This is a genomic window from Streptomyces sp. NPDC096310 (assembly GCF_044763125.1).
Lineage (GTDB): Bacteria > Actinomycetota > Actinomycetes > Streptomycetales > Streptomycetaceae > Streptomyces.
In genome coordinates this window covers 698,573-723,050 of the sequence record NZ_JBIWFO010000001.1, presented here as the reverse complement: position 1 = coordinate 723,050, position 24,478 = coordinate 698,573, and the positions used below count along the sequence as shown (strand labels likewise).

21 protein-coding genes, 1 tRNA gene and 2 pseudogenes are annotated in these 24,478 nt (G+C 69.4%); 12 read left to right on the top strand and 12 right to left on the bottom strand.

Going from position 1 to position 24,478, the window contains the following annotated elements:
* Nucleotides 1-35 precede the first annotated feature (35 nt).
* The 3 genes from ACIQ7D_RS02910 to ACIQ7D_RS02900 all read left to right on the top strand — a co-directional run bounded on the left by ACIQ7D_RS02910 (nt 36) and on the right by ACIQ7D_RS02900 (nt 3,268).
* Nucleotides 36-974, top strand: a complete 939-nt coding sequence (locus tag ACIQ7D_RS02910) for a LysR family transcriptional regulator (RefSeq protein WP_403932895.1) — start codon at nt 36-38, stop codon at nt 972-974.
* 264 nt (nt 975-1,238) lie between these two features.
* A complete protein-coding gene (locus ACIQ7D_RS02905) occupies nt 1,239-1,901 on the top strand; it encodes a response regulator transcription factor (RefSeq protein ID WP_403932892.1) in 663 nt (220 codons plus the stop codon).
* Nucleotides 1,898-3,268: a sensor histidine kinase gene (locus ACIQ7D_RS02900; RefSeq protein WP_403932889.1), complete on the top strand. Its 1,371-nt coding sequence runs from the start codon at nt 1,898-1,900 to the stop codon at nt 3,266-3,268. The genes ACIQ7D_RS02905 and ACIQ7D_RS02900 overlap by 4 nt, the downstream gene beginning before the upstream one ends.
* A gap of 39 nt (nt 3,269-3,307) precedes the next feature.
* On the opposite strand, the gene ACIQ7D_RS02895 is transcribed toward ACIQ7D_RS02900, so the two are convergent.
* Complete coding sequence (locus ACIQ7D_RS02895; RefSeq protein ID WP_403932886.1) at nt 3,308-4,132, bottom strand: hypothetical protein; 825 nt, start codon at nt 4,130-4,132, stop codon at nt 3,308-3,310.
* Between the two features lie 175 nt (nt 4,133-4,307).
* Between ACIQ7D_RS02895 and ACIQ7D_RS02890 the strand changes: the two genes are divergently transcribed.
* Nucleotides 4,308-5,342, top strand: coding sequence for a sodium-dependent transporter (locus ACIQ7D_RS02890; protein ID WP_403932883.1), 1,035 nt, complete (start codon nt 4,308-4,310; stop codon nt 5,340-5,342).
* Between the two features lie 535 nt (nt 5,343-5,877).
* On the opposite strand, the pseudogene ACIQ7D_RS02885 reads toward ACIQ7D_RS02890, so the two are convergent.
* Nucleotides 5,878-6,312 (bottom strand): annotated as a pseudogene (locus tag ACIQ7D_RS02885) (IS3 family transposase); the annotation flags it as partial.
* A gap of 100 nt (nt 6,313-6,412) precedes the next feature.
* Here ACIQ7D_RS02885 and ACIQ7D_RS02880 point away from each other — a divergent pair.
* Both ACIQ7D_RS02880 and ACIQ7D_RS02875 read left to right on the top strand, forming a co-directional pair.
* The gene (locus ACIQ7D_RS02880; protein WP_403932880.1) at nt 6,413-6,817 is read left to right on the top strand and encodes a hypothetical protein; all 405 of its coding nucleotides are present in this window, start codon (nt 6,413-6,415) and stop codon (nt 6,815-6,817) included.
* Nucleotides 6,818-6,970: 153 nt separating this feature from the next.
* A complete protein-coding gene (locus tag ACIQ7D_RS02875; RefSeq protein WP_403932877.1) occupies nt 6,971-7,387 on the top strand; it encodes a hypothetical protein in 417 nt (138 codons plus the stop codon).
* A gap of 750 nt (nt 7,388-8,137) precedes the next feature.
* Here ACIQ7D_RS02875 and ACIQ7D_RS02870 read toward each other — a convergent pair.
* The 3 genes and pseudogenes from ACIQ7D_RS02870 to ACIQ7D_RS02860 form a co-directional block, all read right to left on the bottom strand.
* Nucleotides 8,138-9,313 carry a glutathione-independent formaldehyde dehydrogenase gene (locus ACIQ7D_RS02870; RefSeq protein ID WP_403932874.1) on the bottom strand — a complete coding sequence of 392 codons (1,176 nt, stop codon included), beginning with the start codon at nt 9,311-9,313 and terminating at the stop codon, nt 8,138-8,140.
* A 774-nt stretch (nt 9,314-10,087) separates the two neighbouring features.
* A pseudogene (locus tag ACIQ7D_RS02865) lies at nt 10,088-10,953 on the bottom strand (IS5 family transposase).
* A 114-nt stretch (nt 10,954-11,067) separates the two neighbouring features.
* Nucleotides 11,068-11,141: transfer RNA gene (locus ACIQ7D_RS02860), tRNA-Pro, on the bottom strand.
* 257 nt (nt 11,142-11,398) lie between these two features.
* Between ACIQ7D_RS02860 and ACIQ7D_RS02855 the strand changes: the two genes are divergently transcribed.
* The 6 genes from ACIQ7D_RS02855 (at nt 11,399) to ACIQ7D_RS02830 (ending at nt 19,348) form a co-directional block, all read left to right on the top strand.
* Complete coding sequence (locus tag ACIQ7D_RS02855) at nt 11,399-12,046, top strand: transketolase (RefSeq protein ID WP_403933796.1); 648 nt, start codon at nt 11,399-11,401, stop codon at nt 12,044-12,046.
* A gap of 67 nt (nt 12,047-12,113) precedes the next feature.
* Nucleotides 12,114-13,013, top strand: a complete 900-nt coding sequence (locus ACIQ7D_RS02850) for a transketolase (RefSeq protein ID WP_403932871.1) — start codon at nt 12,114-12,116, stop codon at nt 13,011-13,013.
* Nucleotides 13,014-13,096: 83 nt separating this feature from the next.
* Nucleotides 13,097-13,624 (top strand): DUF664 domain-containing protein, encoded by a 528-nt coding sequence (locus ACIQ7D_RS02845; RefSeq protein WP_403932868.1) that lies wholly within the window; start codon nt 13,097-13,099, stop codon nt 13,622-13,624.
* A gap of 241 nt (nt 13,625-13,865) precedes the next feature.
* Nucleotides 13,866-14,723, top strand: coding sequence for an aldo/keto reductase (locus ACIQ7D_RS02840; protein WP_403932865.1), 858 nt, complete (start codon nt 13,866-13,868; stop codon nt 14,721-14,723).
* A 236-nt stretch (nt 14,724-14,959) separates the two neighbouring features.
* Complete coding sequence (locus ACIQ7D_RS02835) at nt 14,960-18,424, top strand: ThuA domain-containing protein (RefSeq protein WP_403932862.1); 3,465 nt, start codon at nt 14,960-14,962, stop codon at nt 18,422-18,424.
* Between the two features lie 198 nt (nt 18,425-18,622).
* On the top strand, nt 18,623-19,348 hold the full coding sequence (locus tag ACIQ7D_RS02830) for a sugar phosphate isomerase/epimerase family protein (RefSeq protein WP_403933795.1): 726 nt from the start codon (nt 18,623-18,625) through the stop codon (nt 19,346-19,348).
* Between the two features lie 59 nt (nt 19,349-19,407).
* On the opposite strand, the gene ACIQ7D_RS02825 is transcribed toward ACIQ7D_RS02830, so the two are convergent.
* The 7 genes from ACIQ7D_RS02825 to ACIQ7D_RS02795 all read right to left on the bottom strand — a co-directional run bounded on the left by ACIQ7D_RS02825 (nt 19,408) and on the right by ACIQ7D_RS02795 (nt 24,478).
* The gene (locus tag ACIQ7D_RS02825; protein ID WP_403932859.1) at nt 19,408-20,253 is read right to left on the bottom strand and encodes an ABC transporter ATP-binding protein; all 846 of its coding nucleotides are present in this window, start codon (nt 20,251-20,253) and stop codon (nt 19,408-19,410) included.
* A gap of 13 nt (nt 20,254-20,266) precedes the next feature.
* Nucleotides 20,267-21,289 (bottom strand): ABC transporter substrate-binding protein, encoded by a 1,023-nt coding sequence (locus ACIQ7D_RS02820; RefSeq protein ID WP_403932857.1) that lies wholly within the window; start codon nt 21,287-21,289, stop codon nt 20,267-20,269.
* A gap of 99 nt (nt 21,290-21,388) precedes the next feature.
* Nucleotides 21,389-22,252, bottom strand: a complete 864-nt coding sequence (locus ACIQ7D_RS02815) for an ABC transporter permease (protein ID WP_403932854.1) — start codon at nt 22,250-22,252, stop codon at nt 21,389-21,391.
* A gap of 197 nt (nt 22,253-22,449) precedes the next feature.
* Nucleotides 22,450-22,980 carry a GAF domain-containing protein gene (locus ACIQ7D_RS02810; RefSeq protein WP_403932851.1) on the bottom strand — a complete coding sequence of 177 codons (531 nt, stop codon included), beginning with the start codon at nt 22,978-22,980 and terminating at the stop codon, nt 22,450-22,452.
* Between the two features lie 40 nt (nt 22,981-23,020).
* Nucleotides 23,021-23,689, bottom strand: a complete 669-nt coding sequence (locus tag ACIQ7D_RS02805; protein WP_403932848.1) for a GTP-binding protein — start codon at nt 23,687-23,689, stop codon at nt 23,021-23,023.
* Nucleotides 23,667-24,038 carry a DUF742 domain-containing protein gene (locus tag ACIQ7D_RS02800; protein ID WP_403932845.1) on the bottom strand — a complete coding sequence of 124 codons (372 nt, stop codon included), beginning with the start codon at nt 24,036-24,038 and terminating at the stop codon, nt 23,667-23,669. Before ACIQ7D_RS02800 ends, ACIQ7D_RS02805 begins: the two co-directional genes overlap by 23 nt.
* 2 nt (nt 24,039-24,040) lie before the next feature.
* Nucleotides 24,041-24,478, bottom strand: a complete 438-nt coding sequence (locus ACIQ7D_RS02795; RefSeq protein ID WP_329827633.1) for a roadblock/LC7 domain-containing protein — start codon at nt 24,476-24,478, stop codon at nt 24,041-24,043.

Sequence of the window (24,478 nt, the reverse complement as noted above, 5' to 3'; positions counted from 1 at the left end):
ATCGATAGTTTGGGGCGCTGGGATAGCATTTTTGGATGGCTTCTCTTCGAGCGTTGGAATGCCTGGTCGCGGTCGCGGACTCCGGATCGATCACACGGGCCGCACTGCTCCTGCATGCGTCGCAACCCGCTGTCTCTCATCAGCTCGCGGTGCTGGAACGCGAGACAGGAACGACCCTGCTTCGTCGCGAACCCCGGGGGGTGAAGCTCACTCCCGCCGGGCGCGCCGCCGTCACGGATGCCAGACGAGCGATCGAGGCGGCCGCCTCCGCGGTGAGGTCGGCACGGGCCGTCGGCGAAGCGGCTGGCGGATCGCTGCGGCTGGCCTGTGCGCAGAGCCTTGTGTCCGTGCTCGCCCCGGTCGTCCGCCAGTGGCACAACCGCCACCCGGGGGTGGCGATCACCCTGCGTGAATCCACGGCGGTCGACGAGCTCCACGGCTTCATCGACTCCGACGAAGTCGACGTCGTATTGATGCCCGGTCCCGTGCCTGACCGCTTCACGACCACGGTCGTGGCTGACGAGGAAATCGTGCTGGTGGCCCCGACCGACCATCCCCTGGCCCAAGAGCCTGTCGTGCACATGCACGATCTCGACGGTGTGTGCCTCGTTCACTTCGCCCCGGAGAACGGCCTCAGCACCTGGCTCGATCGGTCCTTCACCAAGGCTGGGGTCCGCCCGGAGCCCGTGATGAGGACATCGGTGACCACCGCGGCTCCGCAGCTCGCGGCCGCCGGCCTGGGAATCGCCGTGTGCCCCGTGAGTGCCATCAGCGCCGGCTTCCCGGGCGCGGTGCGATCGTTCTCGCCTCGGTGGGTCAGGAGGCTGGCGGCGGTGACGGCCGCCGACCCGGACCTGCTCGCCGCACGATTCATCGGCAACCTGCGCAGCCACGGCGTGCGTGTGCCTCGCGGCATTCGGACGCAACTCGCGGAAGACAGCTCGACGTCCGCGACGGTGCGACCGCACTCTTGAGGATCGCGGTGCCGACGCGATCGGACGCGATCGGCGATCAGGTCGTTCACCTGGTTCGGTACGGCCTACTCCACGCGTCGGACGCCGATCTACTGATCCTGCGGCCCCGGCGTGCGGCAGCCATGACACCATGTGCGTCTACATGACAGTAGACAATGGGGAGGGCGAGGAAGCGGTCCGCCGGGCAGCCTTGCCGGTGCCGCCCTCGGCCTGTGCCGGTACCGTCCGGCGCTTCGGCGGCGCGTGCACATTCAGGAGGAGCCGGTGTCTCACAAGATTCTGGTGGTCGAGGACGACCACGCCCTGCGTGATGTGCTGCGCCGAGGGCTTGCCGAGGAAGGCTTCCTACCCGTGCCGGCGGCGGACGGCGCGACCGCGCTGAAGCTGGCCACCGCCGAGATCGCCGCGGTGGTGCTGGATGTGGGCCTGCCCGACGCCGATGGCCGCGACGTGTGCCAGGCCATGCGGGCCAACGGCCTCGACGCTCCGGTGATCTTCCTCACCGCCCGGGGGCATCTGACAGACCGGCTCTCCGGCTTCTCCGCGGGAGGGGACGACTATCTGTGCAAGCCCTTCCACCTGCGCGAGCTCGTCGCCCGCACGAACGCGCTGCTCAAGCGGGCCGCCCCCACCCGGGAGCAGTACGTGGGCGACGTCAAGATCGACCCGATCTCACTGAGCGCCCGCGTGCACGGCCACCAGGTCCTGCTCTCACCCACCGAGTTCCGGCTGCTGGCCGTTCTGGTGGCGGCCGGCGGCACGATGGTGCGCCGCCGGGAACTCCTGCGCGCCGGCTGGCCGGACGGCGCGTGGGTCAGTGACAACACTCTGGATCAGTATGTGAGCAGGCTGCGGCGCAAGCTTCGCGCAGCCGACAGCGCCCTGACGGTGCACACCCAGCGCGGCATCGGACATCGCCTCTCATGACGCCGAGCCTCCGACGCTTCGCCCCGAGGACCCTGCGGGGGCGGCTGGCCCTGGTGGCCGTGGCCGCGGCGGCCCTGCTGCTGACGACTCTCACCATCGTGTTCAACGCCGTCGCGGCACGGCACTTGCAGTCCCTGGCGGACGACCGGCTGCACAGCACCCTTGCCGCCGTCGCCTCGACCGTGGAGGTGTCGGGCGACCGAGTACGAGTTCGGGAAACGACCCACGACGAAGTCCTCGACTCCAACGTGTGGATCTATAACGGATCACGGGCGGTCGAGCAGCCGCCGACCGCCCGACACCACCACCGGCTTGCCCAGGCGGCCCAGCGGATGGCGCACAACGGCGCCTCGGCGTGCACGACGGCCACCTCCTCGGACGAGCGCCCGGGCTGGCGGCTGTGCGCGGAACAGGTCCCGCCGGGCCATTCAGGCGTCATGGTGGTGACGGCCGTCGATATGGCCCCGTACACCAGCTCGGCGAACGCCCTGCTGGCAGGATCCGCGGGGTTCGGTGCGGTCATGCTGGCCTGCACCTATCTGCTGACGAGGTTGTCCGTCGCCCGCGCGCTGCGCCCGGTTGCCGTCATGACCGACCAGGCCACCCAGTGGAGCGCGGTGTCCTCGACCACCCGCTTCGCCTCGACGGGGGCCCCACAGGAACTGCATCAGCTGGGAACGTCCCTGGACGCTCTGCTGGACCGGATACGCAGCATGCTGCGTCACGAGCAGCAGCTGACCGCAGAGCTGTCGCACGAACTGCGCACGCCGCTGGCCCGCGTCATGGGGGAACTGGAGCTGTGGCAGGCCCGGCCACGCACCGCGGCCGAGACCCGGCAGGCGCACGCGGTGATCGCTGAGGCGGCATCCTCGATGAAGTCCATCTGCGACACCCTGCTGACCGACTCGCGCGCCGGCGCGGCAGCCGGACCGGATGCGCCGGGGACGTGCCGGGTGAGCGTCGTGCTGGAGGGCCTGGCCCGCGAGAGCGGACGTGCCGGGGTGCGCACTCTGGTCCACGTGGACCCCGACCTGCGGGCCGGCGTGGCCGAGGCGGTGCTGGAGCGCATCGTCAGCCCGCTGCACGCCAACGCACTGCGTTACGCGGACTCGGCCGTGACGCTGTCCGCACGGGCAACGTGTGAGGGCGTGCGGATCACGGTGGCCGACGACGGTCCCGGAGTGCCGCAGTCGTTCGTGCCGCGGCTGTTCCAGCCCGGCCGCCGCGCCGATCCCGCAGATGGGCACGACGGAGCCGGGCTCGGGCTGGCGCTGGTCATGCGGCTGACCCGGTCGGTCGGCGGACGGGTGTGGCACGACGCCGCCGAACACGGCGGGGCACACTTCGTCGCCGAAGTGCCCGGCTGACCCCCCAGGGGGCGAGCCGGGCCACAGCGCACGGACGGTTCAGGACGTAGTGGGCAGCTGTGTGGTGTCCTTGCGGGTCACGGAGAGATGGACGACCAGGCCCAGGATGACGGCGAGGAAGAGCACGCTGGTGACCACGGTGCCCAGCCCCAGGCCGCCGTCGCCGGTGGGCTGGGAGAGGTAGTCGCCCATCGAGGCGCCCAGCGGGCGGGTGAGGATGTAGGCGATCCAGAAGCTCCACACCGCGTTGAGGCCGAGCGCGAAGTGGGCGACGGCCACCGCGGCGATGACCGCGGCGAAGGCCAGGATCGAGGTCAGGTAGCCCAGGCCCATGCGTTCGGCGACGAGGTCGCCGGCCGCGGTGCCCAGAGCGAAGGTGAACAGGACCGCGAGCCAGTAGAACGCTTCACGGCTGGTGGTGTCGATGCGGTGGATGGACAGCGTCTTCTCGCGTCCGTACCAGAAGAGGAAGGTGGCCACGAGCAGCACAGCGAACACCGCCGTGCTCAGCTCCAGCGGCACCCCCATGTTGTCGGTCAGATTGTCACTGATCAGAGTGCCGACGACGCTGATCAGTGCGACGACCGGCCAGTAGACGCCGGGCCGGTAGGCGCGGGTGCGGAACTGGACGATGAGCACGAGCGCCAGTAGGGCACTCATCAGTACGGACACACCGGTCAGGCCGAGTCCGGCGTTTCCCGCGAGCATGTCTGCCGCGGTCTCTCCCACGGTCGTGCAGAGGACCTTGATGATCCAGAAGTAGACGGTGATCTCGGGCACCTTGTTCCAGCGGGCCCTGTGGCCGCCGCCGGAGGCCCGCCGGGGTACAACGAACGACGCGGTTCGCGATGAATCCTGTGTCATGACGTGACCGTGCCAGCGACAACCTGAACGCATCCTGACTGCCGGGCCGGTCGGTCCGAAACCGCGGGGCTGCTTGCCCATGATGAGGCGATGGACCTGTTCTCCTGCTCCACGGGTATATCCGGCCGGCTCGTCTTCGCTGTCAGTTTGCCGCTCCAGCCTCATCGAGGAAGCCGTGCCGCCTGCCACCGTCTCCCGCGCCACCTGGTTCGCCGGGTGGCTGCGCGGCCATCTGGGCCGTGCCGTTCTCGCCGCGTACGCCGCGGCACTGCTGGTGCCCGGGCCCGGCCTGTGGCTGCGCCGGCCGCACGCGCTCCCGGTGGGCGCTGTCAGCGTGCATCTGCCGCCGGTTCTGCTGGGCGTGCTCCTGTTCGCGGCCGGCTTCCAGATCCGGCTGGGCGCCTTGACCGGGTTGCTGCGACGGCCGCTTGCCCTCCTGGCCGCACTCGTACTCCATCTGACGATTCCCCTGGCACTCGTCCCCCTCCTGGCCGCCCTGCTGCGCCGGACGCCGGATTCCGATCAGGGCAGCGGCCTCGTCACGGCGATGGTGCTGATCGTGACGATGCCGGTGGCGGCCAACGCCACCGTGTGGACGGCCAAAGGAGCCGGAGACCAACCGACCGTCGTCGCCGCGGTGCTGGGGTCCACGCTCGTCAGTCCGCTGACCACGCCGCTCGTGATCAGCCTTTTGGCATCCCTGCTGCACGGCCCCTACGCCCACACACTCGCCGTCGCCGCAGAACTGAGCCGCGGCAGCTTCGCACTGTCCAGCATCGTGCTGCCCTGCGCGGCAGGGGTGCTGTGCCGCACCGTCATGCCGACCTCATGGTCAGCGTTCTGGGAGACCGGCGTCACGCCGTCCGCCCTGCTCGCCTCACTGGCCACGACCTACGTCAACGCCAGCGGCGCGCTCGGCCCCTGCCTGGCCCATCCGCGTCCCCTGCTGGTCGGCGCCGCGGTGACCGCAGCCACGGCAATATGCGGCGCCTCGTTCCTGCTGGGTCTCGCGGCCGGCACGACACTGCGGCTGGACCGGGGCGGACGTTCATCTCTCGCTCTGGCGTGCGGAATGAGCAACAGCAGCGCGGGCGCCGTACTGATCACGGCGGCGATGCCGGACAAACCGCACCTGCTCATGCCCGTCCTGGCGTACGGACTTGTCCAGAAGAGCCTCGCCGGATTCGTCGTACGCCTGCCTGCCCCGTGAGGGCCGGGCGCCACACGGCGATTACCCGTGCTGTCCGTTCCGAGGTCGTGGTACCCGGACAGCGGCCGGCGTAGCCGGCGGGGAGGTACGCCGAAAGGCGGTACCGGATTTCTCCGATACCGCCTACGACCTGCGAAAACACAAGTCGGGACGACAGGATTTGAACCTGCGCCCCCTTGACCCCCAGAACGTTGCGATGGCACCCAAATCGGGACGTAACATGTCGACCTCTGGCGCAAAACGTTCACCGCGATGCACGACGTGGCCCCCGACGCAGGGCGTGTGGTCCCCAACTGGTCCCCAAGACCGGCACTCAAAAACCGGCTGTCGTGACGGCTCCCGGATGCCGGATTCATCGAGACCCTCAGCTGACGCCCCGTGCGGTTCGTCGTCACCGGCCCGCATAGCCAGGAGACCGGCCATAGCCCTCTGCCTCTTAAGACCGTGTCCTATGTCGTGAGCCGAGCGAGTCGTTTGTAGCAGCAGAGGATGGCGGTAAGGCCGTGAGGCGTCCCCCGGAGTGTGGACACGGGGTTCATGCTGCGCGTGTGATTCTACGTTCTCTCTGCTGCTGTTCGAACTCGGCAGGTGAAAGGTAGTTGAGTGCGCTGTGGCGCCTGCGAGCGTTGTAGTAGGTGAGCCACTGGAAGATCTCCAGTCTGGCCTGACGCATCGTCGAGAACAGCCGCTGGTGCATCGCCTCCCTCTTGAGTCCCTGCCAGAAGGATTCGGCGAGGGCGTCGTCGTAGTTCGAGCCGACCCTGCCCATGCTCCTGCGGATCCCGAAAACCGTCGCAGACCTGCGCCAACGCGGCCGACGTGTACTGCGAACCCCTGTCCGCGTGAAAGATCACTCCGTTCACGCTGCCGCCGCGGGTCGCGACCGCCGTCTTGAGGGCGTCGATGACCAGTTCGCCCGCATGTGGGAGGCCGTCGAGTAGCCGATCACCCGGCGTGAGCAGATGTCCAGCTCTGCCCGGCCGGGGCAACAACCTGGCCCCGCGCAGACGACACGTCAGCAGCGGCCCAGGCGGATCTTCTTGAACAGCGAGGTGCATATGACAGTGCGTATGGCCGTTGTCGACGACCTTGAGTTCTACGGCAGGTGCGTGGACGAGTTCGGCATGGACCGCTCCGATGCCGTCCGCGCACTGGTCCGAGCCCGTGAGGGCGGTCTGACCGAGCAGGGCGCGCGGGACGCGATCCGCCGCCGGCGGGAGGCGCGCGCCCAGTACGCGGAGGCGTTCAGCGCGATCGCGGAGCAGCGGAGCCCGCGCGGGCCCTGGCCCCCGGAGTTCGACCGCCCGGCGGGGTCGCTCGTTCCGGCCGGGCGGGACGGGGAGGTCATCGGGTGCGGCACCGTCGTTCGGTGGTGGCGCCGGCGGGCGGGCGGTGGTGGACGTTTCACTCTGCCCGGATCTGTGGACGCAGGGGTAAATCCTGTGCACTCTCCGACATGGACGGTCCAGGCTTGAACGGTGAGAATGGGTGACGAACGAAAAGGAAACGAAGCGTTCGACCGCCCCGAGCCCATAAACGAAGCAAGACATAGATGCGGAAAGCGCAGTGACGCTTCGTATCGCACATAACCGAAACAAGAATCCAAGCAATCAGAGGGGGATCGCACCATGAGAAAAACTTTGCTTTCCGCAAGCGTGGGCCTGGCATTCTTCACCGTATTCACCGCATCGGGAACGGCCCAAGCGGCGGGGGCGTCGGGCACTATCACGTGCAAAGCGACCGGGGTGCGCGGAGAACTCGATTACAAAAACTGGCAATCCAATTCCGCTGGCTCTACGATAGATCTCGGATTGTACGCCTACGACACATTGGCCGACGGGCATCACGTAAAAATCCGATTCGTATCAGAAGACCTGAACGGCTATAAAACCTACTGGCCCTGGCGCTCGTGGTACGGCGGAAACGATACAGGTCGAGCTTGGTACACTTACGCCTCGAACGGGGCGCATGGCCTCTACGCCATATCACTTGAGGTCGCGAGGTTCGAAGGCAGCACGAAGCTCAATTCGAATCTGTGCGGGTGAAGTAAATCCTGTCACGCCGACTATCGGCGGCCTCGGATCGCAATGAGCGGCGAGTCCCTCGTCGCTCCCCGGCCGCCGGCCAGGCCGAGGTGGGCGAGCATCCAGATCAGGTAGTGCCCGTTACACGGCTCTTGTCCTCCTGGTCACCAGAACCCGAGTCTCCCCCGTCCACGCTTTCCGGCACACCAGGGGGCCGGCGCTACCGGGCCAGGGTGACTGTGACCAGCTCGTTGGGGCAGCGGCTCAGCGTCTCCGAGAGCGCAGCTTCCTCACTCACGCCGACCGACAGTCCCTGCTGGGTGACAAGCCTGCCGTGGAGTGAGGACGATATGGCGGTCTGGGAAGCCGACGGAATCTTTTTCGCCAAGCGAGAAGGTGAAGAGCGCCAGTCGGTTTCCGCGCCGCCCGCATTCGGTCCTCAGCCTCCGTCGCTCGAACCGGCACAGTGTCCAGTCGAGGCGTGAACGTGGCGCGCGCCGTGGGTTTGCCAAGGGGCATGACCGACAGACCCATGACATTGGCTTACGGAGCGGGTTCGGACCTCGCGTGTCGAGGCACGCGCCCGTCGAGCTGGGCGGGTGGAGCCCGGCGTCCGTCCTACCGGGCCGGACGCGGGCGATCGCCGCTGGTTCAGGTCCGACCGGAGCGCAGGCGACACCCGCCCGTCCAACCCCGGCGGAACCGGGGCGATCGCCGCCCGTCCCCCGGCCCGGGTCCGGGGGCACAGGCGGACGGCGGTCCTTGGGTCCCTCACTGCTTGTGGCCGTTTCCGTGTCCGTTGGGGTGCAGGACCACCTTGGTCCAGCCCTCGTCACGGGCGTCGAAGTGCTCGTAGGCGGTGGGGGCTTCGTCCAGGCTGAGTTCGTGGGAGACGATGAAGCTCGGCTTTGCCTTCTCGCCGGCGATCAGATCCCGCAGCGCCCGGTTATACCTCTTCACCGGCGCCTGCCCCGTGCCCATGTGCTGACCCTTGAACCACATCATGCCGAAGTCGATCGGGATCTTGCCCTGCGCCTCCAGCTCCCCTTGGGCCTCGGCACCGCCGGGGTCCTCGGGCATGAACACGCCCACCACGCCGATGTCGCCCGTGAACCTGACCGAGTCGATCAGTCCGTTGAGCGTGAGGCTGGCGTCCTCGTGTCCTTCGGCGTCGTGTGCCTGGTAGCCGACGCATTCACAGCCGTTGTCGGCGCCCAGACCGAGGGTGGCCTCCTTGACGACCTCCGCCGGGTTCTGCTCCGCGGTGTTGATCGGGATGGCACCGATCTCCTCCGCCTTGCGCAGCCGGTCGGGCTGGTGGTCGGCCACCCAGACGCGGCTGGCGCCCTTGAGGAGGGCGGAGTAGGCCGCCATCTGCCCGACGGGACCGGCTCCGAAGACGATCGTCTGGTCGCCCGGTTTGACGTGGGCCATCTCGGTGGCGTGATAGCCGGTGGGGAAGATGTCGGAGAGCATCACGTAGTCGGTCTGCTGCTCAGCGGCGTCCTCGCCCAGACGCAGCGCGTTGAAGTCGCCGTAGGGCACGCGCAGCAGTTCCGCCTGGCCGCCTTGGTAGGGGCCCATGTCGGCGAATCCGTAGGCGGCTCCGGCGAATGCCGGTACCGGCTGCATGGTCAGGCAGTAGTTGGTCAGACCCCGCTCGCACTGCTTGCAGAAGCCGCAGGCGATGTTGAAGGGCAGCACCACATACTCGCCGACCTGGACCTTGCGGACGGCCGAGCCGACCTCCACGACCTGACCCATGTTCTCGTGTCCCAGGGTGCGGCCAGTCTCGAAGGAGGTGCGGCCCTCGTACATGTGCAGGTCCGAACCGCAGATGTTGGTGGTGGTGATCTTGACGATGATGTCGCAGGGGTGCTCGATCTTCGCGTCCGGTACGTCCTTCACTGTGACCGTTCGCGCACCTTCGTATACCGCTGCTTTCATGATTGCTCCTTCGGTGCCCCGGCATGACCGCAGCACGGCACGGATGGAGACGGCACCGAAGCCTGACACCCGGCAATCGGGGTACGGCAGAGGGCCTTAGCTCCGGTATGCGCCTGTGGGCAGCTCACCCACTTCAGGTGGAACGATGGTGCCGCCGCCGGGCCGCCCGGCGGAGCGTCGGCGCTCGGCGGCCTTCCGTTCAAGTCTCCGTCTACCCCCGCTGCGACACAACCGTGCACCGATCGATCAGCGGGATCCTCCGACCCGGACGACCGCGGACCAGCGATAGTCGTCCTTCTTCAGGAGTGCCAGGTGCTGGCTGACGGCGCCCTTGGAGACGCCCAGGTTCCGGTCCCGAATCACTCGCCATTCCAAAATGCGGGCAGCGAGCGCCGCGGCGGCCTCAGGTCTGAACCAACCAGGCCCCGTTCCCTGAGCTGTAGTGGTGTGGGTACGGGGCCGGGCCAGGGGTCGGCTCAGTCCGTGAGACGTTTCCGACCCGTTCCGACATGCTGCCTCCACCCGGTTCGTCCTGGCAGGGACAGCCACCAGACAGTGGCTGTTCGGCGACGTATCACCCCAGGTCACGACCAGGATGGAGTCCCCGGTTCACCAGGCGGCAGGCACGTACGAGGGGCGCGCGAGGCGTGAACGTGAAGCCGTCCGATCCCGTGCAGAACAGCCAGGCCTCCTGAGGCGAAAGCGGCGTTCGGCTATGGCGTCACCGTGACGGAACCGCGTGACGCCCTATCCCGCTAGGCCGTTTCGTTTGGATCATCGGGCTGACCATAGGAAGATGCCTGCGATGTGGAGTCCGGCCAGGTAGATGGTGGCGGTCTTCTCGTAGCGGGTGGCGATGCCGCGCCATTGCTTCAAGCGGTTGACGCATCGCTCTACGGTGTTGCGTTGTTTGTATGCCTCGCGGTCGAAGGCTGGGAGTCTGCCGCCTTGGCTGCCGCGCCGCAGCCGGTGGCCCCGCTGGTCTGCCGGGACGGGGATCGGGGATCACTGCTCGGATACCGCGCTTGCGTAAGTGCTCGCGAATGGCGCGTGAGGAGTACGCCTTGTCGGCCAGGACCGTGTCCGGCCTGGTCCGGGGCCGCCCGCGTGGGCGGGGGACGCGCAGTTGGGCCACCACGTCTGGAAAGGCGGGAGCATCACCGGCCTGTCCGGCGGTGAGAACGAAGGCCAGGGGCCGGCAGTCGGCGTCGGACGCGAGATGGATCTTTGTGGTCAGCCCTCCGCGGGACCGGCCGATGGCATGGTCGTGCGGCTCGCCGGCCGGGGCCCTTTTCGCGGGCCCAGGCGGCGTGCTGGTGAGCGCGCACGATCGTCGAGTCCACCGAGACGGCCCAGTTCGGGTCCTCGTCGGCATCGGCCTGGGCCATGGGCGCGGTGAACACCCGCTCCCAGGTGCCGTCCACGGCCCACATCCGTAGCCGGTTGTAGACGCCCCGCCAGTTGCCGTACCGCTCTGGCAGGTGCACCCACTGCGAGCCGGTCCGGAACTTGAACGCGAGCGCGTCGATCACCTGTCGATGGGCCCGCCACCGCCCACCCCGCTTGGGCGACCGGTCTGGAAGTAACGGCTCGATCCGCGCCCACTGCGCGTCAGTCAACGACACACCCAGACCAACGATCAGATGATCCAACGAAACGGCCTAGGTGCGGCTGATCCTCAACTGGTCCCCAAGAAACACCGAAAGGCGGTACCGGATTTCTCCGATACCGCCTACGACCTGCGAAAACACAAGTCGGGACGACAGGATTTGAACCTGCGACCCCTTGACCCCCAGTCAAGTGCGCTACCAAGCTGCGCCACGTCCCGGTGCCCGTCTGACCTGGGGTTTCCCTGGTCCGAACGTGCATGAGAACAATACCGCACTCCTGCCGGTGGTCACGAATCGCTTTCCCGGCAGGGGCCGCCTTGACCTCAAGTGCGCTTGACGTTGCACCGTGGCTCGTATGACAAGCACAGGCACGACGCGCACCAACGGCACGAGCGGCGCGGCCACCGGGACCGTACCGGAGACCCGGCCGGCGTCCTCGTCTCCCGGCGCCGCCCTGCGGGAGCTGCACCGGCTCATGGCCCTGATGACCGGTGACGAGAAGCACGGGCCCGCCGCGACCTCCACCCTGGACGCGCTCTGGGTGCTCTACGACCGGGTGCTGCGGGTGACGCCCGGGGACGCCGACGCGGTCGGGCGGGACAGGTTCCTGCTCTCCAAGGGGCACGGGCCGATGGCGTACTACGCGGTCCTCGCCGCCAAGGGGTTCCTCGCCGAGAAGCTGCTGCCCGGCTTCGGTGCGTACGACTCACCGCTCGGCCACCACCCCGACCGGACCCTGGTACCGGGGATCGAGATCAGCAGCGGCTCCCTGGGGCACGGGCTGCCGCTCGCCGTGGGCAGTGTGCTCGGGCTGCGGGCGCGGGGGCTGACGGAGCCGCGCGTGTGGGTGCTGATCGGCGACGCCGAGCTGGACGAGGGCAGCAACCACGAGGCGATCGCCTACGCGGGCCCCGCCGGGCTCGAACAGCTCCACACCCTCGTGGTCGACAACAGCTCCGCGACCCATGGCTGGCCCGGCGGTATCGCCTCCCGGTTCGAGGCGGCAGGCTGGTCGGCCGTGACCGTGGACGGCCGTGATCACGAGGCGCTGTACAGGGCGTTCACCGCACCGCACGCCGGGCGGCCCCGCGCGGTCGTGGCCCGTGTCGAGCCGAAGTCCTGACCCGGTCCCTGAGAACCAGCCGCGCGCCGGACGAGACCGGGGCGCGCACCGAGAGAGGTACAGCTCCATGGACACCATGCGTGACCGTTTCATCTCCACCGCCTCCAGCCTTCTCGACGAGGATCCTCGTATCGCGGTGGTCCTCGCCGAGATCAGCGCCGCCGGTTTCGTGGAGGCGGAGCGCCGCCATCCGGACCGGGTGATCAATGTCGGGATCCGGGAACAGCTTCTGGTCGGCGTGGGCGGCGGGCTCGCCCTCGCGGGCCTGCGCCCCCTCGTGCACACCTTCGCCAGCTTCCTGGTCGAGCGCCCCTTCGAGCAGGTCAAGCTGGACTTCGGCCACCAGGGCGTGGGCGGAGTCCTGGTGAGCGCGGGGGCGTCGTACGACTCGCCGGCGGGCGGCTTCACCCATATGGCGCCCGGCGATGTCGCGCTGCTGGACACGCTCGACGGCTGGACGGTCCAGGTGCCGGGCCACCCCGACGAGGCCGAGGCCCTGCTGCGGCAGGCCGCCGCCGGGGACGACCGGGTGTACGTACGGCTGTCGCTCCAGAGCAACGACCGGGCACGCGAGGTGACGGGGAACGGCTTCAGCACCGTACGCGAGGGCCGGGGCGGGGTCGTGGTGGCCGTCGGGCCGCTGCTGGACAACGTACTGGCGGCGACGGAGGGCCTGGACACCACGGTGCTGTACGCGACGACCGTACGGCCCTTCGACGGCGCGGCGCTGCGCCGGGCCGTGGCGGGCGCGGACCGGGCCGATGTGGTGCTCGTGGAGCCGTATCTCGCCGGGACCTCCACGGCCGCCGCCAACGACGCGCTGGCCGAGACGCCGCACCGGGTGCTCGGGCTCGGGGTGGACCGCCGTGAGCTGCGCCGCTACGGCTCGCTGGAGGAACATGTCGCGGGGCAGGGGCTGGACCCGGCCTCGCTGCGGGGGCGCGTCTCGGCGTTCCTGGCGCGCTGAGGTCCGGTGGGCGACCCTGGAATCCCCATGGGAACGGACCTGACGGAGGAGTCCGGGCCCACCGAGGAACAAGGGAGCCGACCATGACCGACACCCCGACCACCGCGAGCGCGGATCTGCTCGTCGACGCCTTCGGCCGTATCCGCGAGACGGTCCACGAAGTGGTCGGCGGGCTCTCCCCCGACGAGCTGGAGGTACGGATCGACGACGGGGCGAATTCGATCGCCTGGCTCGTCTGGCATCTCACCCGGGTCCAGGACGACCACATCGCGGACGCCGCCGGTACGGAGCAGGTGTGGACGGCGGAGGGGTGGCACGGGCGGTTCGGGCTCTCGTTCCGCCCCGGCGCGACCGGTTACGGGCACTCCGCCAAGGATGTGGCGAAACTCGGCGGTGTCACGGCGGAACTGCTCGCCGGGTACCACGACGCCGTCCACGACCGGACGGTCGCCTATCTCGGCACGCTCAAGGACGCCGATCTCGGACGGGTCGTCGACGAGGGGTGGACCCCGGCGGTGACCCTGGGGGTGCGGCTGGTCAGCGTCGTCTCCGACGATCTCCAGCATGCCGGGCAGGCGGCCTTCGTCCGGGGATGGCTGGAGCGTCCCTGAGCCGGTCCCTGCCGGGTTCCGCGAGGAGGGCCCACGGCACGATTGCCTCCACGGCGCGAGTGCCTGGACCGCGCGAGTGCTCCCACCGCGCCCGCGAGCGGCAGCGTGGCGAACGCGACGAAGATTTCGTCCTCTTCCGGAAGATCTCGTCCTCTTCTGTTGGACGCGCCGCCGATCAGCGGCGAGGCTGGGGGAGAACCGGCAACTCGTTCCCCCGCAGCAGGAAAGGTGTCCCCCCACCATGAAGACTCGCCGCATCGGAACCGTCGACGTCAGCGCGATCGGCCTGGGCGCCATGCCGATGTCGATCGAGGGCCGGCCCGACGAGGCCCGTTCCCTCGCCACTCTGCACGCCGCGCTGGACGCCGGGGTGACACTGATCGACACGGCCGACGCCTACCATCTGCTCGCCACCGACGTCGGTCACAACGAGACCCTGATCGCCAAGGCCCTCGCCACGCACCCGCGCGGACCCGAGGTCCTGGTGGCCACGAAGGGCGGCCATCTGCGCCCCGGTGACGGTTCATGGACGCTGGACGGCTCCCCCGAGTATCTGCGGCGCGCCTGTGAGGCGTCGCTCGGCCGGCTCGGGGTGGAGGCGATCGGGCTGTACCAGTTCCACCGTCCGGACCCGAAGGTGCCGTACGAGGAGTCGGTCGGCGCCCTGCGCGATCTGCTGGACGAGGGCAAGATCCAGCAGGCTGGCATCTCCAACGCGAATCCGGAGCAGATCCGGGCGGCCGACGAGATCCTGGGCGGCCGGCTGGTCTCCGTACAGAACCAGTTCTCGCCGGCCTTCCGTTCCAGCGAGCCGGAGCTTGAACTCTGCGCCGAGCTGGACATCGCCTTCCTGCCGTGGAGCCCGTTCGGAGGTATCAAGAACGCGGGTGAACTCGGCTCCTCGTACGCCTCGTTCGCCCGGATCGCCGAGGCGCACGGGGTGAGTCCGCAGCGGGTGTGCCTGGCCTGGATGCTGGCCAAGTCGCCCACGGTGGTGCCGATTCCGGGGTCCAGCCGGCCGGAGACCGCCGCGGACTCCGCGGCGGCGGCCGATCTCGTTCTCACCGCGGACGAGGTGGCGGAGCTGGACGCCGCCTGACGCGGCGGGACGGGCCCTAGCACGCCGAATTCCGGCGGATTCTCCCGGTGGATTTCCCGGCGGAGCCAGGCCCGTCCCGAACCCGCTGTCCCGGCGGAGCCCGGTCCGCCCCAACTCCCCTGTCGCAGAAGGCTCTTCCGACCCATTGCCTCTCCGTGATACGGGGACCTACGCTGTGCGGCGTACTCCTGAAAGCGCTTTCCAACCCGCCGGCCCAACCAGCACCGGGAGCGCCCATGAGAGCTTCGTCGCCCTTCCTTGTGATCACCGCGTTACTCGCCCTCGTCCTCGGTGCCGGGGTGGCCGCCCCGCCCCGGGCCGAGGCGGCGGCGTTCCGCGTTCTGGTCTTCTCCAAGGTCACCAACTTCGAGCACGACTCGATACCCGCCGGTATCAAGGCTGTTGAGCGACTCGGCAGCGAGAACGGCTTCGACGTGGAGGCCACCTCGGACTCCGCCGCCTTCACCGAGGAGAACCTGTCCCGCTTCCAGGCCATCGTCTTCAACAACACCAACTCCACGCCGGAGAGCGGCGATCTGCTGGACGCCGCCCAACGGGCCGCCCTCCAGGGGTTCGTACGCGGGGGCGGGGGCTGGGTCGGGCTGCACTCCGCCTCGGCGAGCGAGCGCGACTGGAGCTGGTACGAGGGGCTGGTCGGCGCGGTCTTCGACAAGCATCCGGCCGTCCAGACGGGCCGGGTGAAGGTACTCGACCGGACGCACCCCTCCACCCGTGACCTTCCGCAGCTCTGGGAGCGTACGGAGGAGTGGTACAACTGGCGGACCAACCCGACGGGGAAGGTGCACACCCTCGCCCAGATCAAGGTGCGGGACGGGATCGACGGCCTGGACGAGGGCGTCGACCATCCGTGGTCCTGGTGCCAGAACTACGACGGCGGACGCTCCTGGTTCACCGCCGGCGGGCATGACGCCGCCGCGTTCGAGGAGGACGCCTTCCTCTCGCATCTGCTCGGTGGCATCCAGTGGGCGGCGGGCAGCGCGCCCGGCGACTGCACCGCCACCCGCACGGGCGCCTTCCAGCGCACCCCGCTGGTCACCAGCGATCTGGCCGACCCCTTCGAGCTGGCCGTGGCCCCCGACCGCCGGGTCTTCTTCATCGAACGCACCGGCAAGCTCAAGGTGATCGACCAGGACTCGCTCCGGGTCTCGACCGCGCTGGACTTCGCGTACACCCCCGAGATGACGAGCCAGTCCGACGGCCTCCTCGGGCTGGCCCTCGATCCGGACTTCGCGGCGAACCACTGGCTCTATCTGCTGCACTCCGACAAGAACGAGAAACAGCTCAACCTGTCGCGCTTCACCGTCTCGGGCGACACCATCGACCCCGCCTCCGAGAAACGTCTGCTCACGGTCCCGACACTGCGTGGCGAGGGCCGGGCGAACTCGCACATGGCCGGGTCGATCGCCTTCGACAGGAACGGTGACCTGTACGTCGCGACCGGCGACAACACCGACCCGTTCGCCTCCGACGGCTTCACCCCGATCGACGAGCGCGCGGGACGCCGCGCCTGGGACGCCCAGGGGACCGCCGGCAACACCAACGACCTGCGCGGCAAGGTCCTGCGGATCACACCGCGGGACGACGGCACGTACACCGTTCCCGAGGGCAATCTGTTCGCCCCGGGTACGGAGCTCACCCGTCCCGAGATCTACGCGATGGGCCTGCGCAACCCGTTCCGTATCACCACCGACCCGCGCAGCGGCGCGCTGCTGGTGGGCGACTACGGGCCCGACGCGCGCGCCGCCGTCGCGGACCGGGGGCCCGAGGGCACCGTCGAGTACAACCGGGTCACCCGGCCGGGGAACTACGGCTGGCCGTACTGTGTCGGCGCCAACACCCCGTTCAACGACTACGACTTCACGACCGGCACCCCGGGCCCGAAGTTCGACTGCGCGAACCTGGTCAACGACTCGCCGAACAACACCGGTCTGCGCGAACTGCCGCCCGCCGCACCGGCGACGGTCTGGTACGCCTACTCGGCCTCGGCCGACTTCCCCGAACTGGGCACGGGCGGCGGGGCGCCGATGAGCGGCCCGGTCTACGACTACGACCCCGACAACGCCTACCCGTCGAAGTTCCCCGCGTACTTCGAGGGGAAGTGGCTGGTCTACGAGCTGACCCGGACCTGGTTCAAGACCTTCTCGTTCCAGGAGAAGGACCAGACGTTCACCGATCCGCGGTTCCCGCCGGTGCAGGCCGGTGACCTCCAGTCCATCAACGGCGTCTTCGGCGACATGAAGTGGAACCAGCCTTTCGACGCGGACTTCGGGCCCGACGGCGCCCTGTACGTCATCGACTTCGGGCTGGGCAGCGGCACGGGCCGGGGCGGCAGCAACGAGGGCGCCGGCATCTACCGTATCGACCATGTCGGCGACGACCGGCTGCCCGAGGCCAGGACCACCGCGACCCCGGACACCGGGGCGGCGCCGCTCACCGTCGCGTTCTCCAGCGCGGGTTCCGGTCTGCCCGGCGGCCAACCGGTCCGCTACGCCTGGGACTTCGACGGTGACGGGACCACCGACTCGACGGAAGCCAACCCGTCCCATGTGTACCGCGACAAGGGGCGGTTCACCGCCCGGCTCACCGTCACAGGCCCCGGCGGGCTGACCGGACTCTCGGTCCAGGAGATCACCGTCGGCAACACCCGACCGGTGGTGACCATCCAACAGCCGCCGGACGGCGGGATGTTCCGCTTCGGCGACACCATCCCGTTCACCGTGAAGGTGAACGACCGGGAGGACGGGAAGACCGGTCCTGGCGGCAGGATCGACTGCTCCCGGGTGGTCGTCCAGTCCCAGCTCGGCCATGACAGCCACCTCCATCCGCTGGACAACTACACCGGCTGCAAGGGCGAGATCATCACCGATGCCGGGGACAGCCACGGCCCCGGGCAGAACCTGTACTACGGGATCACCGCGCGCTACGAGGACCGGGGCGGCGCAGGCGATGTGCCCGCCCTCACCGGGTCGGCCTCGCTGACCCTGCGCACCGCCTTCCGCGAGGCCGAGCACCGCACGTCGACCGGCGGCGCGCACGGCGGGGCGGAGGCAGTGGACCGTGCCGACTCCTCCGGCGGCAAGCGGCTCGGCGAGATCGAGGACGGCGACTGGATCGCCTTCGACCCGGTATCGCTGAAGGGCATCGGTTCGGTGACGGTCGGGGCGTCCTCGGGCGGCCTCGGCGGAGACATCGAGTTCCGCGCGGACTCCCCCACCGGCCAACTGCTGGGCAAGGTGACCGTCCCCGTCACCGGTGGCTACGGCACTATCGTCTCCCCCACCACCGACCTCGTCGACCCCGGACACACGGTGAAGCTGTACGCCGTCTTCACCAACCCCGCCTGGACCGAGCAGGGTCCGGATCTGCTCGCGGTGGACTGGCTGCACTTCAACGGCTCCGGTGTCGAGAAGAAACCGGCCACGAAGGTGACGGCCCGAGCGGCCCCGGCGGACGGCTCGACGCCGCTCACCTTCCAACTCACCTCGAAGGTCAAGCCGTTGGCCGGACGCACCATCGCCTCGTACCACTGGGACTACGGCGACAACTCCAAGCCCGCGGGTCCGGAGGGCCCGAGCGCCACGCACACATACACCCGGGCGGGCGCCTACACGGCGCGGCTGACCGTCACCGACGACCGCGGCGACACCACGACCGGCGCGGTCCGTGTCGACGCACGCTGAGAGGGGAGTGGGATGAACCGCACGAGCCACAGCGACGGGATCGGCACCACCGTCACCGGCAGACGGGCGTTCCTCGGCGCGGCGGCGGGGACGGCCGTCGCGCTGGGCGGTACGGCCGTCGCGCTGGGCGGTACGGCCAGCGCGAGCGCCGCCGGTCACGGGCGGCGGCACCGGCGGATCCCGCCGTCCGCGATCGGCATGCATCTGTACACCATGCGCACCCCGCTGGCCTCGGACTTCCCCGGGACACTGGAGCGCCTGGCGCGGATCGGCTACGCGACGGTCGGGGTCAGCGGCCGGCACGGCCACAGCGCGGCGGCGATCCGAGCGATGCTGGACGCCACCGGGCTGCGGGCGGTGCTCGAACATGTCGCCTACCCCACGGTCACCGGCAGCGGTCTGCCGCAGGCGATCGAGGACGTCCGTACGCTCGGCGGCCGGTGGATCGTGGTGCCGAGCCTGCCCACCACGATGCACTCACCGGCCGGATACCGGGAAGCGGCACGGCAGTTCAACGCGGCGGGACTGCTCGCGCGGCGCGCCGGGCTCAGGGTGCTCTTCCACAACCACGACGGCGACCACTCCACCGTCGACGGGGAGAGCCTGTACGGCATCCTGCTCAAGGAGACCGATCCGGAGCTGGTCGGCTTCGAACTGGACGTGTTCTGGGCGTCGAAGGGCGCTGACGATCCACGTCGGCTCTTCGTGACCAACCCCGGCCGGTTCCCCGCGCTGCATGTGAAGGACATGACGCCCGAGGGCGGGTTCGAGGACGTCGGCTCCGGTGTGCTGGACTTCCCCTCGATGTTCGACACAGCGCGGTCCGGGGGCGTACGGCAGTGGCTGGTGGAGCACGACACACCGGCCGATCCGTTCCTGACGGCACTGCGCAGCTACCGGTATCTCGCGCGGCTGCGCTACTGAGCCGCGTACGGGCGAGCCGCGCACCGGTCACCGGCGCGCGGCTCGCCCGTACCCGTACGTCACTCCTGCGCGGAAGCCGCCCCCAGCAGTCCCCGGATCCTGGCTGTCGCCGTGCGGAACTCGGGGCGCCCGAGCGTCTGCGTGTACTCCCGTTCCGCCGGCAGCCCCACGTCGATGATCTCCGTGATCGTGCCGGGGCGCGGGCTCATCACCACCACCCGCTGGGCCAGATAGACCGCTTCCGAGATGGAGTGCGTCACGAGCAGCACCGTGGTGCCGGTCTCGCGCCAGATGCGGTTCAGCTCCATGTTGAGCTGTTCCCGCGTGAGCGCGTCGAGCGCCCCGAACGGCTCGTCCATCAGCAGCACCGGCGGTGCGTGGAGCAGCGCCCGGCAGAGCGCGACGCGCTGCTGCATGCCGCCGGAGAGTTCGTGCGGATACGCGTCCTCGAACCCGGTGAGTCCGGTCATCGCGATGAGTTCGTCGGCCCGCTCGCGCGCCGCGGCGGCGTCCGTCCGCCGTATCTCCGCCTGGAGCAGGATGTTGCGGCGTGCGGTGCGCCATTCCAGCAGCGCGGCGCGCTGGAACACGTAGCCGATGTCGTGCCGCGGTCCCTCGACGGGCCGGCCGTGCAGCCGGACGGCGCCCTCGGACACGGTCAGCAGGCCCGCCACGAGTTTGAGGAGGGTGGACTTGCCGCAGCCGGAGGGCCCGACGAGGGCGACGAACTCCCCGGGCGCCACATCGAGCGAGACCTCGTGCAAGGCGGTGACCTCGCGCTTCTTCGTACGGAACCGGACGGCCACCTCGTCCAGGCGGACCGCGGGCGCGCCCGGGGGCACGGTGGTGTGGTGCGCGCCGTCCCGCCGCGCCGCCGGATCCTGGAGCTTCGCGTCCCTGGCCATGGTGTGTACCGTCCTATCCCTTCAGCGCCGTGCCGCTGTCCCAGTACTCCTGTACGGCCTTCGGGCTCTTCACCAGTCCGGCCCGCGCCATGATGTCGATGGTCCGCCGCCAGTCGCCCTCGGTGTTGACGCCCGGGGCGGCGCCGCGCGTCGCGTCGGTGTGCAGCAGGGTCACCGTGGTGGCGAACTGCTCCGACAGGACGTTCTTGGGCGGCAGTTGCTCCGAGGCGCCGCCCATCGCGGCGACGGCGGGGTCCGGCGCCTTCTCGGCCGCCGCCCACGACTCGCTGACGGCCCGCACCATGCGCCGGGCCAGATCGCCGCGCTCGGCGAGGATCCGCTGGCCGGCGATCAGACCGTTGGAGTAGAAGTTGAGCCCGTGGTCGGAGAAGCGGAGGTACGAGACCTCCTTCTTGGCCTTGTTCTTCATGGTCGGGCCCTGGTCGCTGGCGTAGCCGAGCAGCGCGTCCGTCTTGCCCGAGATCACCGCGGCGATCTTGCCCGCCGGGTCGGTGTTCTGGATCGTGACGTCCGATTCCTTCAGCCCGTTCTTCTCCAGGAAGATCGGAAAGGTCTTGGTGAGCGCGTCGCCCGCCGTGCCCGCGATGGTCTTGCCCTTGAGATCGGCGGGCGTGGTGACGTTCTCGCTCTCGAAGAACTGCACGGAGGACGGCGTCGTCTGGAGGAAGACCCCGAGGCTCTTCACCCCGACGCCCTGGTCCACACCGCTGAGCAGGGCGGGGGTGTCGGCCCAGCCGAAGTCGGTCTGTCCGGCGGCGGTCGCCTGCACGGTTTTCTGCGAGCCCTGGCCGGCCCTGATCGTCAGATCGATGCCGTGCTTCTCGAAGATCTTCCGCTGCTTGCCGTAGTAGAACGGCGCGTGTTCGCCGTACGGATACCAGTTGAGCGTCAGGGTCACTGCGTCGAGCTTCTTGCCGGAGTCGCTGGTGGTGGTCCCCGCGCCGTCCTCTCCACAGGCGGTGGTCGCGATCAGGAACAGTGGTACGAGACCGATCAGGAGTCTGCGCGGGTGCATGGCTTGGCCCTTCCCGGAGCGGGGGCGAGTCGTACTCAGTGCGTGCCGTGCGTGGTGTCTGTCGTGCCCAAGAGGTATGGCGCGTAACGCCTTTCGTGCTCAGTAGGTGGTGGTGACGTCCGTGTCCCTGCGGCTCGCGTGCCAGGGCAGCAGCAGCCGCTCGGCGACCTCGACGAGCGCGAAGAGGACGACGCCGATCAGCGACATGACGAGGAGTCCCGCGAAGAGCATCGGGGTGTCGAGATTGCCGTTTGCCTGGAGGATCACATAGCCGAGCCCCTCGTTGGCGCCGACGAACTCGCCGACGACGGCCCCCGTCACCGCGAGTGTCACGGCGACCTTGAGCCCGGAGAAGAGATGGGGCAGCGAGGCCGGGAAGCGGATCTTGACGAAGGTCTGCCAGGGTTTCGCGCCCATCGTCGCGGAGAGCTGGAGCATCTCCGGATCGACCGCCTTGAGGCCGGTCACCATCGAGATCACCACGGGGAAGAAGGCGATGAGGACGGCGATCAGGATCTTCGGGGTGATCCCGAAGCCGAGCCAGACCACGAACAGCGGTGCCACGGCGATCTTCGGTACGACCTGGGCGAAGAGCAGCAGGGGGTAGAGAGTCCGCTCCACGGTCGACGAGCGGACCATCACCACCGCCGCGAACACACCGACCACGGCGGCGATGAGAAAGCCGAGCAGTGTCTCATACGTCGTCACCCAGGTGTGGTGCCAGAGGTAACCCGCCTTTCCCGTCAGCACATCGAGCGTGGCGCCGGGCGAGGGGACGAGATACGGCTCGACCAGCTCGGCGGCGGCGACCGCCCACCAGAGCACGGCGCAGCCGACGAGCAGCGCGACGGGGCGTTTACCGGCCTCGACGGCGCGGGCGATCCGCTCCCCGGCGCCGGGCCTGACACGCTGCGGCGAAGGGGAGGGAGGGACAGGAGGGACGGGCAGGACGCTCTGGCTCACTGTGAACTCCTCGGGGCCACCCGGTAGTTGTCACGTGCGCTGCGCCTTGGGAACACTCTTCGGCAGACCTGCCGCGAACCGCTTCGGCCGATGCTCGGCCCCTACTCCGGGGCCGAGACTCTGAAAGCGCTTTCCGGCAGGATTGATCCGTCACGCTAGTGACTGGCCGTCCGTGTGGTCAAGAGGCTGTTCCGAGGTTAGGCCAGGCCGTCCTCCCTGCGGTGGATCTGCGCCATCAGTTGCGCCGCGCACGCCTTGATGGTGTCGAGTCCGGCGCGCCCCCACCGCCGTGGCTCGGTGTCGGCCACGCAGACGGTGCCCAGGGCCATCCCCGTACGGTCGATGAGGGGCGCCCCGAGGTAGGAGCGGATGCCGCTCTCGTCCACGAGGGCGTTCCCGGCGAAGCGGGGGAAGTCGCGGACGTCCTCCAGGACCAGCGCCTTGCGCCGTACCACCACGTAGGGGCAGTAGCCGTGGTCGCGGGACTGGAGGCGCTGCTCGGCACGGCCGGGCGGGGTGTGCAGTCCGGCGAAGAACTGCCGTTCCCCGTCGGGGAAGTTGACCATCGCGTAGGGGGCGGCCGTCATCCGGGCCAGTTGCCCGGCGAAGGCGTCGAGGGCCGGTTCCGGGCGTTCGCCGAGCCCGAGCCCGCGCAGCCGCACCACGCGCTGGGGGGCCTCCTGGTCGACGGGGGTGAGCAGCAGCCGGGCGATCGGGTCGTACCTCATCCGCGTACTCCGTCGCTCGGGGTGGTCGCCGCCGACGGCCTCATTCGGCGGGCTCCGGCGCCGGAGCGGGCGCGAAGACCACCGGGGACAGGGCCGGGGCCTCGGAGGGGGACCGCACGGGGGCCGGGGACGAGGTGAGGAGATGCTGGACGAGTGTGACCAGCGTCCGGATGCCCGAACTGGCGATACGGGCGTCGCAGAGCACGATCGGCACCTCGGGCCTGAGGTCTATCGCGGCCCGTACCTCCTCCGGGTCATAACGGTACGAGCCGTCGAACTCGTTGACGGCGACGACGAATCCGATGCCGCGCTGTTCGAAGAAGTCCACCGCGGAGAAGGAGTAGTCGAGCCGCCGGGTGTCGGCGAGCACGATCGCGCCGAGCGCGCCCCGGGACAGTTCGTCCCACATGAACCAGAAGCGTTCCTGTCCGGGTGTGCCGAAGAGGTACAGCACATGGCGTTCGTCGAGGGTCAGCCGGCCGAAGTCCATCGCGACCGTGGTCGATGTCTTGGTCTCGACGCCGGTCAGATCGTCGGTCGCGGCGCTCACCTGGGTCAGCAGCTCCTCCGTACTGAGGGGCGCGATCTCGCTGACCGCCCCCACGAAGGTCGTCTTGCCGACGCCGAATCCGCCCGCGACAAGGACCTTCAGCGCGGTGGGGAAGGGCTGGGAGCCGGAACAGGGGTCAGAGCTGTCGTCGTAGGCCATCGAGCACTGCCTCCAGCAGGAAACGGTCGGTGGGGTGGTCGAAGGTGTCCGGCGGCCGTGCGGTGATCGCCCCGCACTCCACCAGATCGGAGAGGAGGACTTTGGTCACCGTCACGGGGAGCCGGAGCTGTGCGGCGATCTCCGCGACGGAGGTCGGGCCCGCGCACAGGACGACGGCCTCGGTGTGCTCGGGGCCGAGGTGCGGCTGCGGCGCCGTCCCGGTGGAGACCACCAGCGTCAGCAGGTCCAGGGGAGCCGTGGGCCGGGTCCGGCCACCGCTCACGGTGTACGGGCGGATGAGCCGGCCCGCCGCGTCGTCGAGCCACGGCCCGTCCGTGGAGAGGGGCACGGTCAGTGCCCCGCGGCGCTCGGTGAGACACCGGCCCCGTGCCGCAGGGGCGTCGCCAGATACGGTCGTACGCTCTTGACCAGCATCGCCATCTCGTAGCCGAGGACCGCGGCGTCCGCCTCACGGCCCGCCAGCACGGCCAGACAGGTGCCGGATCCGGCGGTGGAGACGAAGAGCAGGGTGGAGTCCAGCTCCACGACGACCTGGCGCACCTCGCCGCCGTCCCCGAAGCGGATGCCCGCGCTGCGGCCCAGCGAGTAGAGGCCGGAGGAGAGGGCCGCCATGTGGTCGGCGCTGTCGGGGTCCAGGCCGTGGACGGATCTCACCAGGCCGTCGGAGGAGAGCAGCACCGCGCTGCGGGTGTACGGGACTCGCTGGACCAGACCGCTCAACAGCCAGTCGAGGTCGGAGACATGGCCGGTCGGCACATCGCTCGCCAT

What these genes read in the sequence shown, in the direction of transcription:
- ACIQ7D_RS02820 (WP_403932857.1), bottom strand. Translation starts at nt 21,289, where the DNA reads ATGCACCCGCGCAGACTCCTGATCGGTCTCGTACCACTGTTCCTGATC.
- ACIQ7D_RS02910 (WP_403932895.1), top strand. Translation starts at nt 36, where the DNA reads ATGGCTTCTCTTCGAGCGTTGGAATGCCTGGTCGCGGTCGCGGACTCC.
- ACIQ7D_RS02855 (WP_403933796.1), top strand. Translation starts at nt 11,399, where the DNA reads ATGGCCCTGATGACCGGTGACGAGAAGCACGGGCCCGCCGCGACCTCC.
- ACIQ7D_RS02795 (WP_329827633.1), bottom strand. Translation starts at nt 24,478, where the DNA reads ATGGCGAGCGATGTGCCGACCGGCCATGTCTCCGACCTCGACTGGCTG.
- ACIQ7D_RS02810 (WP_403932851.1), bottom strand. Translation starts at nt 22,980, where the DNA reads ATGAGGTACGACCCGATCGCCCGGCTGCTGCTCACCCCCGTCGACCAG.
- ACIQ7D_RS02870 (WP_403932874.1), bottom strand. Translation starts at nt 9,313, where the DNA reads ATGAAAGCAGCGGTATACGAAGGTGCGCGAACGGTCACAGTGAAGGAC.
- ACIQ7D_RS02835 (WP_403932862.1), top strand. Translation starts at nt 14,960, where the DNA reads ATGAGAGCTTCGTCGCCCTTCCTTGTGATCACCGCGTTACTCGCCCTC.
- ACIQ7D_RS02840 (WP_403932865.1), top strand. Translation starts at nt 13,866, where the DNA reads ATGAAGACTCGCCGCATCGGAACCGTCGACGTCAGCGCGATCGGCCTG.
- ACIQ7D_RS02900 (WP_403932889.1), top strand. Translation starts at nt 1,898, where the DNA reads ATGACGCCGAGCCTCCGACGCTTCGCCCCGAGGACCCTGCGGGGGCGG.
- ACIQ7D_RS02895 (WP_403932886.1), bottom strand. Translation starts at nt 4,132, where the DNA reads ATGACACAGGATTCATCGCGAACCGCGTCGTTCGTTGTACCCCGGCGG.
- ACIQ7D_RS02850 (WP_403932871.1), top strand. Translation starts at nt 12,114, where the DNA reads ATGGACACCATGCGTGACCGTTTCATCTCCACCGCCTCCAGCCTTCTC.
- ACIQ7D_RS02830 (WP_403933795.1), top strand. Translation starts at nt 18,623, where the DNA reads ATGCATCTGTACACCATGCGCACCCCGCTGGCCTCGGACTTCCCCGGG.
- ACIQ7D_RS02825 (WP_403932859.1), bottom strand. Translation starts at nt 20,253, where the DNA reads ATGGCCAGGGACGCGAAGCTCCAGGATCCGGCGGCGCGGCGGGACGGC.
- ACIQ7D_RS02805 (WP_403932848.1), bottom strand. Translation starts at nt 23,689, where the DNA reads ATGGCCTACGACGACAGCTCTGACCCCTGTTCCGGCTCCCAGCCCTTC.
- ACIQ7D_RS02880 (WP_403932880.1), top strand. Translation starts at nt 6,413, where the DNA reads ATGGCCGTTGTCGACGACCTTGAGTTCTACGGCAGGTGCGTGGACGAG.
- ACIQ7D_RS02845 (WP_403932868.1), top strand. Translation starts at nt 13,097, where the DNA reads ATGACCGACACCCCGACCACCGCGAGCGCGGATCTGCTCGTCGACGCC.
- ACIQ7D_RS02875 (WP_403932877.1), top strand. Translation starts at nt 6,971, where the DNA reads ATGAGAAAAACTTTGCTTTCCGCAAGCGTGGGCCTGGCATTCTTCACC.